The following is a 13,204-nucleotide window of genomic DNA, read 5'->3' on the forward strand; positions in this document are numbered from 1 at the left end:
GAAAACAATGTTTCAGTTTAGCCCTTTCCGACGCGGTTTTGTCGATTGACGTCGATTATGGCAGATCGGGATCCTTCATCGTCTGGCTGGCGGCCGGCTGAACGGTACCGAGCCGGGTCTTCAGCGAATCCGGCTTGCCGTTGAACAGGGCCGAGTAGTACACGGCGTTGCTCATCACTTTTTTGACGTAGTCGCGGGTCTCGCTGAACGGAATGGTTTCGGCATAGATAGCCCCCTCGAGCGGGCGCGCGCCGCGCCATTGCTTGGCTCGGCCCGGGCCGGCGTTGTAGGCGGCCGAGGCGAGTACCGGATGGTTGTCGAGATTTTCCATGACCAGGCGCATGTAGGACGTGCCCAGCAGGACATTGACGTCGGTTTCGTTGACCCGGCCGGGGTGGTAGTCGCGCAGGCCGATCTTCTTGGCGACCCAGCGGGCGGTTGCCGGCATCAGTTGCATCAGGCCGGAAGCGCCGACGTTCGAGCGGGCATTGGTGATGAAACGGCTTTCCTGGCGCATCAACCCATATACCCATGCGTCGTCGAGCGATTGCTCGCGTGCTGCCGGGCGTACCTGATCCCCGTAGGGGGCGAGGAAACGCAGCGAATAATCGTGCTCGGCTTTCGTGCGGTCGGCGGTATTGATCGCCCGGTCCCAGATCTGGCGGCTGCTTGCCAGTTGCGCGGCGGCCAGCAATTCGCGGTCATCCATGCCGCGCAGCGACCAGTTCCATTCGCGCACCGCTTCGGTCCGCATGTCCAGCCGGAACAGGGTCAGGGCGCGTTGCAGCCCGGGGGTTTCGCGGGCGCGCCGGTTTTCTTCGGCGGTCGGTGCTGCGGCGATGGGCGGCGGTTGCACGCTGCCGCCGAGTTCCTCCTGCGCCAGATTGCCGTAGAAATTGGCCTGGTCGGCGATTTTCCGAAACAGTTTGTCGGCGTCGGTGGTTCGGCCGCCGGCCTTGTAGGCGCGTCCCAGCCAGTACACCCATTCCGGGCGGCCAGCCAGATCGGCCGGCATCGCTTCGATGGCCTGGCGAACGGTGCCCCAGGCCTGCTCGCGCAGCGCCGAGCGTACCTTCCATTGATGGTTTTCCTCGCTCAGCGGCGTGTCGCCGGCCTTGGCATACCAGCCGAGCGCTTCCGGCTGCAGCTTGCGCGCCGACTGGAGCGCGATCTGGCTCCACGCCCATCGGCTTTCGTCGGCCTGGAGGGCGCTCCGCCGACGTTCCAGTTCGGCGGCGGCGAAGGACGGATCGTTGGCCGCCGCGTAACGGACGGCAAAGGCCACCAGTTCGCGCCCAGAACGCGACGCCGGCACCGCCGACAGGCGGGCCAGCCAGGGGGCGGCGTTCTTTGTCGCCGCTTCGAAGGATTTCGCGTCGGGCGGATCGGTCAGGTAGGCGAGCGTCTGGCGGGCGTTGGCCGGGCGGTTGGCTTCGATCTGCAGGCGGGCCCGGGCCCAGATGGCGTTGGCGTCGATCCGGCCGCTGGCGACCAGCTGGTCGAGCAGCGAGCGGCAGGCTTCGCCCGGTTCCAGCTGGGTTTGCCAGTAGGTCAGGGCGGTGTCGTAGGCGCTGCGTTCGCCGCGGGCGATGCGGGCGAGTTGCGCATAACAGCTCTGCTCGGCTTCAGGGGCGATCAGTTTCGGGTATTCGCGGTCGACGATGTTCCACAGGGCGCGTTTTCCCGCCCAGCGCAGCCAGTCGGCGCGGAGTTTTTCCGCGACGTAACTGCCTTCGTTGCGGGCCAGGAAATCGGGAATGCCGCTGTCGTCGTCGCGGGCGAGCAGGTTGCGCAGCCGGTAATTCTCGGCGTAGCTGGCCAGCGGATGGTTGCCGACGCCGGCCACCGCCTGTTCGAGGCGTTTCAGGTCGCCGGCGCGGAAAGCGTCGCGGGCGGCGAGGAAAGTGGCGTCGCCGGCCTCCTGGGCCGTGGCGACGACGGTGCCGATCGACAGTGCGGCGGCAGCGAGGAAAATGCGGAACTTCATGCTAGATTGCTTTGATGACAGGTCGAATCGAGGATAACACGGCATGGCGCCGTGATTTGCGGCGCAACATGCTGGCTCGGCGGATGGCATTGAGCGCGGCCGAGCATGCCAGACTCAGTGAACGCATCGCGGCGCATCTGGCTGACCTGCCGGTGCCAAAAATCTGCGCCTTTTGCTGGCCGATCAAGAACGAGCCGGATATCCGCGTAGCGATCGAGCGCTGGCGTGCCGCCGGCAGCCGCATCTGCCTGCCGGTCGTCGTCGAGCCGGATGCCCCCCTGCGCTTTCGCGCCTGGGCAGTGGATGAGCCGCTGCAGCCCGACCGCTACGGCATTCCGACCCCGATTGCCGGCGACTGGCTGACCCCGGACTTGATCCTGATGCCACTCAACGGTTTCGATGCCGCCGGTTATCGCCTGGGTTACGGCGGTGGCTATTTCGACCGTACGCTGGCGGCTTTGCAGCCACGTCCGCTGGCGGTCGGCGTCGGTTTCGAGTGCAATCGCGTCGCGTCGATCCGGCCGGCGGCGCACGATCAGCGCCTCGACTGGTTGTTCACCGAAAACGGCGGATTCAGGATCGCCGGGTAAGGGCGAGCACGGCCAGGCCCTGCAGCAGGCCGGCCAGGCCGCCGAGCAAGGCGGCGCGGAAATCGTAGATGCCGGTTTTCAGGGCCATTTCGATGGTGTAACCGTGGTTCAGCCCGAGCAGCAGCGCGCCGAGGGCGATGGCGAACCACAGCAGTTTTCCCTGCTGGACGCGTAGCCCGTACTCGAAGGCCATGCCGCTGGCCAGCGCCTGACCGAGCAGGCCGGCGACCAGCGCGCCAATGCTGATCAGGTAAGGGTTCATCGGCGGACGGTCCGTACCGCCTGTGCGAGGCGGGCCAGCCCTTCGTCCAGCGTGGCCGGCGGACAGCCGAAATTGAGCCGCAGCCAGCCGGGCGTGCCGAAAGCGGCGCCGTCGGACAGGCCGAGAGCGTGATTTTCGACATGCGCGGCCGGGTCGGCCAGCCCCAGTTCGCGGACGTCGAGCCAGGCCAGGTAGGTGGCTTCGACGTGCTGCATTTTTACCCCGTCGAGCTGGTCGACCGCAGCTTCGACCCGATCGCGGTTGGCGGCCAGGGTGGCGATCAGTTCGCGGTGCCAGTCGGCGCCGTCGCGATAGGCCGCTTCGGTGGCAACCAGGCCGAGCACGTTGACGTCCGGCACGATGCCGGCCATCGCCTGGCGGAAACGCTTGCGCAGCGCGCGGTCGGGAATCAGCGCAAAGGCGCAGCCGAGGCCGGGAATGTTGAAGGTCTTGGACGGCGCCATCAGCGTGATGCTGCGCTGGGCGGCATCTCCGGACAGGCTGGCGAAGGGGATGTGTCGCCGGTCGGCATCGAGGATCAGGCCGCAGTGGATTTCGTCCGAGCAGACGACCATGTTGTGGCGGCGGGCGAACTCGGCCAGGTCGAGCAGTTCGTCGCGCGTCCAGCAACGGCCGACCGGGTTGTGCGGATGGCAGAGCAGGAACAGCCCTGCGGTCGACGCCGATTCCAGCGCGGTTTTGTCCCAGCGCCAGCCGTCGACCGCAAGATCGAGCGGCGCGCGCAGCAACTGCCGGCCGGCCAGGCCCGGTGCGCTGAGGAAAGGCGGATAGATCGGCGTGCCGGTCAGCACATCGCCGTCCACGCTGCGGCAGGCGACGTTGAGGCCGCTGACCAGGCCGGGTAGCCAGACCAGCCAGTCGGCCTCGATCTGCCAGTCGTATTCGCCGGCGAGATGCCCGATCACCGCCTCGGTCAGCGACGGCCAGGGATGGCTGTAGCCGAAGACGCCGTGCGTGATGCGTTTTTCCAGCGCCGCGAGGACCGCCGGCGGGGCCGCGAAATCCATGTCGGCGACCCACATCGGCAGCACGTCACGACCGGCGTATTTTGCCCATTTGATCGAGTCGGATTGCCGCCGGTCGGGGGCGCTGGAAAACCGATTCACGCCAAGACTCAAACCGCCAGATGCTCGTAGAGCGCCGTCGACAGATAGCGTTCGCCGAACGACGGAATGATCACGACGATCAGCTTGCCGGCGTTTTCCGGACGCTTGGCGAGTTCCAGCGCGGCCCAGGTGGCGGCGCCGGACGAAATGCCGACGAGCAGGCCTTCTTCGGTCGCCATGCGGCGGGCGACGGCAAAGGCATCGTCGTTCTTCACCCGGATCACTTCGTCGTAGACGCCGGTATTGAGCACGCCCGGCACGAAGCCGGCGCCGATGCCCTGGATCGGGTGCGGGCCTTTCGCGCCGCCGGAGAGCACCGGCGAGGCATCGGGTTCGACAGCAACGATCTGCACGCCCGGCTTCTTCGCCTTGAGCACTTCGCCGACGCCGGTGACGGTGCCGCCGGTGCCGACGCCGGCAACGAAGATGTCGACCTGGCCGTCGGTATCGCGCCAGATTTCCTCGGCCGTCGTGCTGCGGTGAACCGCCGGATTGGCCGGATTTTCAAACTGCTGCGGGATGAAGTATTTGCTGTCGGCTTCGGCCAGCGCCTTGGCCTTGGCGATCGCGCCGCCCATGCCTTCCGGACCCGGCGTCAGGATCAGTTCGGCGCCGTAGGCCTTCAACAGCAGCTTGCGCTCGCGGCTCATCGTTTCCGGCATGACGAAGGCGGCCTTGATGCCGCGCGCGGCGCAGACCATGGCCAGGCCGATGCCGGTGTTGCCCGAGGTCGGTTCGAGGACGACGGTGTCGGGGCCGATCTTGCCGGCGGCGATGGCGGCGTCGAGCATGGCGACCGCGATGCGGTCCTTGACGCTGTGGCCGGGGTTGAAGAATTCCAGCTTGGCGACGACGCGGGCGCCGACGCCGGCAGTGACGCGGTTGAGTTGCACCAGCGGCGTGTTGCCGACCAGTTCGGTGACGTTATTGGCGATGTTCATGGTTTTCTCCGGAAGCGTGATGCGGACAGTCTAGGGGCCACGTTCATCATTCAAAAGAATGAAATCGCAATTTCTTATTGCTTTTCGTCATTAACCAAGAAAACGCTTGTAGACTGGATTGTCGCTTTCGTCCCAGTGCGCGTAGCCCAGCGTTTTCAGGAAGGTCCGGAAAGCCGTCATCTCGCCGGCCGGCACCTGCATGCCGACCAGCACCCGGCCGTAGTCGGCACCGTGGTTGCGGTAATGGAACAGGCTGATGTTCCAGCCGGCGCTCATCTGCGTCAGGAAATTCATCAAGGCGCCCGGTCGTTCCGGAAATTCGAAGCGATAGACCAGTTCTTTCATGCCCTCGCTGCAGACCTGTGGCGCGTGGCCGCCGACCATGTGGCGGACATGGTTCTTGGCCAGATCGTCGTCGGTCAGGTCGAGTGTCGGATAGCCGTGCTTCTGCAGGCTGTCGACCAGTTTTGCCGCTTCCTTGCGGTCGACCACCTGAACGCCGACATAAACGTGGGCTTCGCTGGCCGAGTGGTAGCGATAATTGAATTCGGTGACGTTGCGCTTGCCGATCAGCGACAGGAACTTCTTGTAGGCGCCGGGCTTCTCCGGCAGCGTGACGGCGAACACTGCCTCGCGCTGCTCGCCGAACTCGGCGCGTTCGGCGACGAAGCGCAGCCGGTCGAAGTTCATGTTGGCGCCGGAAGTCACGGCAACCAGGTTTTTGTCCTTGAGCTTGTGTTGCCGGGCGTATTCCTTGGCGCCGGCGACGGCGAGCGCGCCCGAGGGCTCGAGGATCGAACGGGTGTCCTCGAAGACATCCTTGATCGCCGCGCAGATCGCGTCGGTATCGACCAGGATGACCTCGTCCAGATATTCCCGGCACAGCCGGAAGGTTTCCTCGCCGACCAGCTTGACTGCCGTGCCGTCGGCAAACAGTCCGACCTGCGGCAGGCGCACGCGCTTGCCGGCGGCGATCGACTGTTTCATTGCGTCGGCGTCGAAGGTCTCGACGCCGATCACCTTGATTTCCGGCCGCAGGCGCTTGATGTAAGCGGCCACACCGGCCGCCAGCCCGCCACCGCCGATGGCGCAGAACACCGCGTGGATCGGGCCGCTGTGGCGCGAGTGCTGGCGCAGGATTTCCATGCCGATCGTGCCCTGGCCGGCGATCACGTCGGGATCGTCGAAGGGATGTACGAAAGTCAGCTTTTCCTTCTTCTCCAGTTCCAGCGCGTGGGCGTAGGCTTCGTCGAACGAATCGCCGTGCAGCACGACTTCGCCGCCGCGCCGGCGGACCGCATCGACCTTGATGCCGGGCGTCGATTCCGGCATCACGATGACCGCACGAATAGCCAACTGCTTCGCCGACAAGGCCACCCCTTGCGCATGATTGCCGGCGGAGGCGCAGATCACGCCGCGCTTCAGCTTCTCGGCCGACAGGTTGGCGATCTTGTTGTAGGCGCCGCGCAGCTTGAACGAGAACACCGGCTGCATGTCCTCGCGCTTGAGCCAGATCCGGTTGTTAACCCGGGCCGACAGGTTGCCGGCCAGGTCGAGCGGCGTTTCCACCGCCACATCGTAGACCTGGGCGTTGAGGACTTTTTCGAGATAATCCGGGTGCATCGCGCGCAACTCATTCAGGCAAAAAGGGGATTCTACGGGTGGAGTGGCTAAACGTCACGGCGGAACAGGGGCTGGGCGGCCTGTTTCTGGCCAGTTTCCTGGCGTCGACCGTACTGCCGGGCGGGTCGGAAGCGGCACTATGGGCCTTCCTGAAATTTCATCCCGAACAGGCGTCGACCGCACTATGGCTGGCGACGCTGGGCAACACGCTGGGCGGCATGACATCGTGGGCCTGCGGCCGCTTCCTGCCCCGCTGGCGGCGCCTCGACGATCTGCCGCAACGCGCCCGGGTCGAGCGCTGGGGGGCGCCGATCCTGCTGTTCTCCTGGCTGCCGCTGGTCGGCGATGCGCTGTGCGTGGCGGCCGGCTGGTTGCGCCTGCAACCGCTGCCTTGCGCGCTGTTCATGGCGCTCGGCAAGTTCGCCCGCTATGCGTTGATTGCCTGGGCGGTTTGATGCGACGGCGGAGTTACCGTCTGCCGGCTTGATCGCCGACGAGCGGATGGCGGACGGGGCGCAGGGCGTCGGGTATGCGACGGGCCGGCCCATCGGCTGAACCTTTGTCGATCGATGCCGGTCTACCCGCCCCGCGAGTTGTTGCTCAATACGCTAAAATCCACCTTTTGACGGACCTGGCTGCTTACATGACTGCCCGCCTGCGCGAAATTCCCTACAACTACACCTCGTTCTCCGACCGCGAGATCGTCATCCGTCTGCTCGGCGCCGACAACTGGGCAGTACTCGACGAACTGCGCGGCGAACGCGTCACCGGCCGTTCGGCGCGGATGCTCTACGAGGTGCTCGGGGATATCTGGGTCGTTCAGCGCAATCCTTACCTCGAAGACGATCTGCTGCATAACCGCGGCCGGCGCGATGCGCTGGTCGAGGCGCTGCGTCACCGTTTGCGCGAGGTCGAGAAGCGGCGTGCGGAAAGCGAGGGGGAAGATCGGGAACGCTCGGCCAAGGTCAAACGCCTGGTCGAGGCGGCGCACGAGGCGGTCAACCGCTTCGAGGCGCGTTTCGGCGAAACCCTGGACCTGCGCCGCAAGGTGCTGAAATATCTCGGCAAGCACACGCGCAAGGACAACATCGCCTTCGACGGCCTGGCCCGCGTCTCGCACGTCACCGATGCCACCGACTGGCGTGTCGAATACCCCTTCGTCGTCCTCTATCCCGACACCGAGGAAGAGATCGGCCACCTCGTGCGTGGCTGCATCGAGGCCGGCCTGACCATCATCCCGCGTGGCGGTGGTACCGGCTATACCGGCGGCGCCGTGCCGCTGACGCCGCATTCGGCGGTGATCAACACCGAGAAGCTGATCGACATCGGCCCGGTCGAGGAACTGGTGCTGGCCGGCCACGAAACGCCGTACGCGACGATTCGTACCGGCGCCGGGGTTGTCACCGAGCGCGTTGCCGAAGCCGCCAGCGCGGCCGGTCGCGTCTTTGCCGTCGACCCGACCTCGGCTTCCGCCTCCTGCATCGGCGGCAACATCGCCATGAACGCCGGCGGCAAGAAGGCCGTGCTGTGGGGTACCGCGCTCGACAACCTGGCCTGGTGGAAGATGGTCGACCCGGACGGCAACTGGCTGGAAGTCGAACGCGTCAATCACAACTACGGCAAGATCCACGAGCAGGAGAACGTCGAATTCCGCGTCAAGCGTTTCGATCCTTCCGGCAAGAAATTCCTCGGCGAGGAAATCCTGGTCATGCCCGGCGCTGCCTGCCGCAAGATCGGGCTGGGCAAGGACGTCACCGACAAGTTCCTCGGCGGCATTCCCGGCGTGCAGAAGGAAGGCACCGATGGCATCATCGTCGCCGCCCGCTGGGTGCTGCACAAGATGCCGCCGGTGACGCGGACCGTCTGCCTGGAATTTTTCGGCCAGGTGCGCGAAGCGGTGCCGGCGATCGTCGAGATCACCGACTACTTCAAGCCGGGCGGTGCCGGTAACGCTGCCGGCGTCCAGCTGGCCGGCCTCGAACACCTCGACGAGCGCTATGTGAAGGCGGTCGGCTACGCGACCAAGGCCAAGCGCCACGGCCGCCCGAAGATGGTGTTGATCGGCGACATCGTCGGTCACGACGAGAAGGCGGTGATGGCCGCCGCCTCGGAGGTCGTGCGCATGTGCAACCTGCGCGCCGCCGAAGGCTTCATTGCGGTCGACGCCGAAACGCGCAAGAAATTCTGGCTCGACCGTTCGCGCACCGCAGCGATCTCGCGCCACACCAACGCCTTCAAGGTCAATGAAGACGTGGTCATTCCACTGCCGCGCATGGGCGAATACTGCGACGGCATCGAGCGCATCAACATCGAGCTGTCGACGCAGAACAAGCTGGCGCTGTGCGATGCGCTGGCCGACTTCCTCAAGGGCGACCTGCCGCTGCACTCGGGCGACGCCAATCTCGACAAGGACGTGCTGATCGGCGACCGCCGGCAGGCTGCCCTGGACTATGTCGAGGCCGTCCGCCTGCGCTGGGAATGGCTGCTGGAGAACCTCGACCTGCCGCTGGCCGAAGCCGAGTCGCGCTTCGCGTCTTACGGCGTGGTCGCCGGCGAACTGAGCAACAAGGCCGCCAATCCCACCCTCTTCCACCGGCTGCAGGATTATTCCGTGCGCACCTCGTGGAAGCAGGAGCTGAAGGCGCGCCTGGCCAAGATCTTCGACGGCACGATCTATCGGCCGATCCTCGAGCGGATCGAGGCAATCCACAAGGAAGTCCTGCGCGGCCGCGTCTTCGTCGCGCTGCACATGCATGCCGGCGACGGCAACGTGCACACCAACATCCCGGTCAACTCCGACAACTACGCGATGTTGCAGACGGCCAACAAGGCGGTCGAACGCATCATGCACCTGGCGCGTGGCCTGGACGGCGTGATTTCCGGCGAGCACGGCATCGGCATCACCAAGCTGGAATTCCTGACCGACGAGGAAATTGGCCCCTTCCGCGCCTACAAGCAGAAGGTCGACCCGCACGGTCGCTTCAACAAGGGCAAGCTGATGCACGGTGGCGACCTGAGCAACGCCTACACGCCGTCGTTCAGCCTGCTCGGCACCGAATCGCTGATCATGGAGCAATCCGAGATCGGCAAGATTTCCGAGATGGTCAAGGACTGCCTGCGCTGCGGCAAGTGCAAGCCGGTCTGCTCGACCCACGTGCCGCGCGCCAACCTGCTCTACAGCCCGCGCAACAAGATTCTCGCCACCTCGCTGCTGGTCGAGGCCTTCCTTTATGAAGAGCAGACCCGGCGCGGCATTTCGCTCAAGCACTTCGACGAGTTCAACGACGTCGCCGACCATTGCACGATCTGCCATCGCTGTTTCAAGCCTTGCCCGGTCGACATCGATTTCGGCGATGTTTCGGTGGCGATGCGCAACTTCCTGCGCAAACAGGACAAGAAGCGCTTCAGTCCGGGCACTGCGGCGGCGATGACCTACCTGAACCTGAAGGACCCGGCGACCATCAAGCTGATGCGCGGCGTCATGATGGACTTCGGCTTCAAGGCCCAGCGTCTGGCGCACAAGGCGGCCAAGGCGCTGCACCTGGTCCAGGACACGCGCAAGCATCCGCCGGCCTCGCTCGGCGCGCCGACGGTCAAGACCCAGGTCATCCACTTCCTCAACCGGCCGATGCCGGGCAACCTGCCCAAGCGCACCTCGCGTGCGCTGCTCGACATCGAGGACGACAAGGTCATCCCGGTGATCCGCAACCCGAAGAAGACGACCGAGGAGTCGGATGCCGTCTTCTACTTCCCGGGCTGCGGCTCCGAGCGCCTGTTCTCGCAGGTCGGCCTGGCGACGCAGGCGATGCTTTACGAAGTCGGTGCCACCACCGTGCTGCCGCCGGGTTACCTGTGCTGTGGCTATCCGCAGACCTCCTCCGGCGACGACGACAAGGGCCAGAAGATCACCACCGATAACCGCGTGCTCTTCCATCGTCTGGCGACGACGCTGAACTATCTCGACATCAAGACGGTGATCGTCTCCTGCGGTACCTGCATGGATCAGCTGCAGAAGTACCAGTTCGAGAAGATATTCCCCGGCTGCCGCCTGCTCGACATCCACGAATACCTGATGGAAAAGGGGCTGAAGCTGGAAGGTGTCGAAGGGACGCGCTACATGTACCACGACCCCTGCCACACGCCGATGAAGGCCTACAACCCGCTGGCCGTGACCAAGACGCTGATGGGCCAGGACGTGCCGCTGACCGACCGCTGTTGCGGCGACTCCGGTTCCTTCGCCTATTCGCGGCCGGATATCGCCACCCAGGTGAAGTTCCGCAAGCAGCAGGAAATCGAGAAAGGCGCCGAAAAGTTGCGTGCCGACGGCTTCCAGGGCGACGTCAAGATCCTGACCTCCTGCCCGGCCTGCCTGCAGGGGCTTTCCCGTTACGACGACGATGCCGGGACGAAGGCGGACTACATCGTCGTCGAGATGGCGAAGTACCTGCTTGGCGACAACTGGATGGCCGACTACGTCGGCAAGGCCAATTCCGGCGGCATCGAACGCGTCCTGCTCTGAATTTTTGCGGATTTCCGCGGTCGACCGTGGAAATCTGCGAAAATCCCTTTCCCGTTTGTGGAATCGGGGCGCTTGCCGCCCCGGCCGATCAGGAGCGTGGCTGAATGAGCAGCAGCTGTGAACTTTGCGCGAATCCGGGTGGTGTCGTGCTGTGGCAGGGGGCCGATTACCGTATCGTCAGGGTTGTGGACGCCCACTACGCCGGCTTTTACCGGGTCATCTGGAATGCCCACGTGCGCGAGATGAGCGACCTCGCCGCCGACCGTCAATGGCCGCTGCTGCGCGCCGTGCTGGCGGTCGAACAGGCGGTCCGCCGGCACTATGCGCCGGACAAGATCAACCTGGCCAGCTTCGGAAATGTTGTTCCACATCTCCATTGGCATATCATTGCACGCTGGCAGGATGACCGGCATTTTCCCGAACCGGTCTGGGGTAGTGTTCAGCGCCCCGCGGCACCGAGGCGCGCCGACGTCAGCGACGCTGCCATGCTGGCCACATTGAGGGAATTATTGCCGGAGATGGAGGAGGAAGGGGCATGAACGATACGCGCCAGCGCAATGCAGTGGTGATCAGGACCCTCGACGAAGGCCTGGCTTACCTCAGTTCGCTCAAGCTGGCCAATCCGCTTGCCGCAGAGCGACAACTGCAGGATTTTCTCGATGCCCTGCTGCTGGCGCCGCCCGATCCCGGCGTGCTTTATCAACTGCTCGAACAGGCACGGGCACCGTTGTCCTTCGTCGAAGAGGAAATCGCCCGGCGCTATCACAACAAGCCGGTACCGCTCACCGACGAGGAAGAGTCCTGTTTCCAGCAGGTCGTCTCGGTCTGGCGCAAGCTGGGCAAGGCGTACGCATTGTGCGCGCGGCTGGAAAATCCCGCTGCCGAGAACCCTGACTACCTGACCCTGGTGGCGACCATTCTGCATCGCTGCCTGTACTACACGGGCATGGTCATCGTCGAACATTACCGGGCCCGCCGGGAACTGCCGGAGGGCATCTGGCTCGATCTGCACGGCTATTACGCGACGGCCGAGGAATGGGGCGTTGCCTGCACGCCGGTGGTCGATCCGCTGGAAAGCAGCAACCTGCAGGCGACCCATTGCACTGCCGCTTACGTCGCCCTGCTGCTGGTCGACGTTGCCGGTCCCTATAGCAACAGCGTGCGCAATCAAAGTCTGATCCGTCGCTGGGCGACGATGTGGGCGCCGCTGGTGTCGGTGCACCCGCTCGACGACGATCTGGCCGTGCCGCCCTACATCGTCGAATTCATGAAGGATGCGCCGCTGCACCCGGGTTCGCCGATCGAAGGACCGACCAGCGACGTGCGGCGGATCGATACCACTCGTCTGAGCCTGCAGATCAATCACGTGCTGACCCAGCTGCGCATGCGCATCACACCGTCGCAACTGGGATTGGGGGAAGAAACCTCGGGCCATGTCGTGCAACTGCTGGAACAGCTTGCGCGCCCATGGAGTCAGGCCGCCTCGCCGCGTCGTTTCCGGCGTTTTGCCAGCGAAGGGACGGCGCGCCTGGCCACCGGTTTCGAAGCAATGTTCTTCTTCGTCAGCGGCGAGGCTTTTCTGCAGCCGGACAGCGCGTCGGCCTACTCGCGCAGCGATTTCGACGCCCTGTTCACCTTCCGCGACCGCGCCGAACCGGGCCAGGCGCTGGTCATCAAGCCGACCGTCAGTTTCCCGCACGAGGAATGGTCGGTGATCAATCATTCGGCCAGCGGCTTCCGGATGGCGCGCTCGGTGGTCGGCGGCAAGATTCAGCATGCCCAGTTGCTGGCGATCTGCCCGCACGACGGCGAGCAGTTCCTGATCGGTTACGTCGCCTGGTTGATGGAGGAAGCCGGCGGCGGGCTGATCGCCGGCATCGCCACCCTGCCCGGACTGCCGCGCGGTATCGGCGTCCGGCCGTTGGACGGGGATGGTACGCCGACCGTCGATCGTTACGTTCCCGGCTTCCTGCTGCCGCCGCTGCCGGCGATCCAGGAGGAAAGCTCACTGGTCGTTCCCTCCGGTTTCTACCAGGCAGGACGCAACCTGCAGTTCTTTTCCGGCGATTTCGTCCAGCGTGCGCGGATGAATCACATCCTTTACCGGGGCAGCGATTTCGACCGGATCAGCTACATCCCGTTGTGAGTCGGGTAA

Annotated in this window: 10 protein-coding genes; 5 read left to right on the top strand and 5 right to left on the bottom strand. The window is 64.9% G+C overall.

Translation table 11 applies throughout. The annotated features are described in order from the left end of the window. Positions 1-55: 55 nt before the first annotated feature. Entirely contained in the window at positions 56-1,987 is a 1,932-nt protein-coding gene (locus L0962_RS02255; protein ID WP_234083579.1) for a lytic transglycosylase domain-containing protein, read from the bottom strand. A 14-nt stretch (positions 1,988-2,001) separates the two neighbouring features. Between L0962_RS02255 and L0962_RS02260 the strand changes: the two genes are divergently transcribed. Beyond that, positions 2,002-2,577, top strand: coding sequence for a 5-formyltetrahydrofolate cyclo-ligase (locus L0962_RS02260; RefSeq protein ID WP_255679866.1), 576 nt, complete (start codon positions 2,002-2,004; stop codon positions 2,575-2,577). Here L0962_RS02260 and L0962_RS02265 read toward each other — a convergent pair. The 4 genes from L0962_RS02265 to ilvA form a co-directional block, all read right to left on the bottom strand. Further along, entirely contained in the window at positions 2,561-2,839 is a 279-nt protein-coding gene (locus L0962_RS02265; protein WP_234083585.1) for a hypothetical protein, read from the bottom strand. The two genes, L0962_RS02260 and L0962_RS02265, sit on opposite strands and share 17 nt — an antisense overlap. Continuing rightward, on the bottom strand, positions 2,836-3,966 hold the full coding sequence (locus tag L0962_RS02270) for a PatB family C-S lyase (protein ID WP_234083598.1): 1,131 nt from the start codon (positions 3,964-3,966) through the stop codon (positions 2,836-2,838). The genes L0962_RS02265 and L0962_RS02270 overlap by 4 nt, the downstream gene beginning before the upstream one ends. A gap of 8 nt (positions 3,967-3,974) precedes the next feature. After that, on the bottom strand, positions 3,975-4,907 hold the full coding sequence (gene cysK / locus L0962_RS02275; protein WP_234083601.1) for a cysteine synthase A: 933 nt from the start codon (positions 4,905-4,907) through the stop codon (positions 3,975-3,977). A 90-nt stretch (positions 4,908-4,997) separates the two neighbouring features. Further along, on the bottom strand, positions 4,998-6,530 hold the full coding sequence (gene ilvA, locus L0962_RS02280) for a threonine ammonia-lyase, biosynthetic (protein ID WP_234083604.1): 1,533 nt from the start codon (positions 6,528-6,530) through the stop codon (positions 4,998-5,000). Positions 6,531-6,568: 38 nt separating this feature from the next. Here ilvA and L0962_RS02285 point away from each other — a divergent pair, with 38 nt between their 5' ends. The 4 genes from L0962_RS02285 (at position 6,569) to L0962_RS02300 (ending at position 13,195) form a co-directional block, all read left to right on the top strand. Next, complete coding sequence (locus L0962_RS02285) at positions 6,569-6,985, top strand: YqaA family protein (protein WP_234083609.1); 417 nt, start codon at positions 6,569-6,571, stop codon at positions 6,983-6,985. 188 nt (positions 6,986-7,173) lie between these two features. Then, the gene (locus L0962_RS02290; protein ID WP_234083612.1) at positions 7,174-11,049 is read left to right on the top strand and encodes a DUF3683 domain-containing protein; all 3,876 of its coding nucleotides are present in this window, start codon (positions 7,174-7,176) and stop codon (positions 11,047-11,049) included. A 104-nt stretch (positions 11,050-11,153) separates the two neighbouring features. Next, on the top strand, positions 11,154-11,588 hold the full coding sequence (locus L0962_RS02295) for an HIT family protein (protein WP_234083615.1): 435 nt from the start codon (positions 11,154-11,156) through the stop codon (positions 11,586-11,588). Beyond that, positions 11,585-13,195, top strand: a complete 1,611-nt coding sequence (locus tag L0962_RS02300) for a hypothetical protein (RefSeq protein ID WP_234083618.1) — start codon at positions 11,585-11,587, stop codon at positions 13,193-13,195. The genes L0962_RS02295 and L0962_RS02300 overlap by 4 nt, the downstream gene beginning before the upstream one ends. Positions 13,196-13,204: the final 9 nt, after the last annotated feature.

It is taken from the genome of Azonexus sp. R2A61 (assembly GCF_021401135.1).
Taxonomy (GTDB): Bacteria; Pseudomonadota; Gammaproteobacteria; order Burkholderiales; family Rhodocyclaceae; genus Azonexus.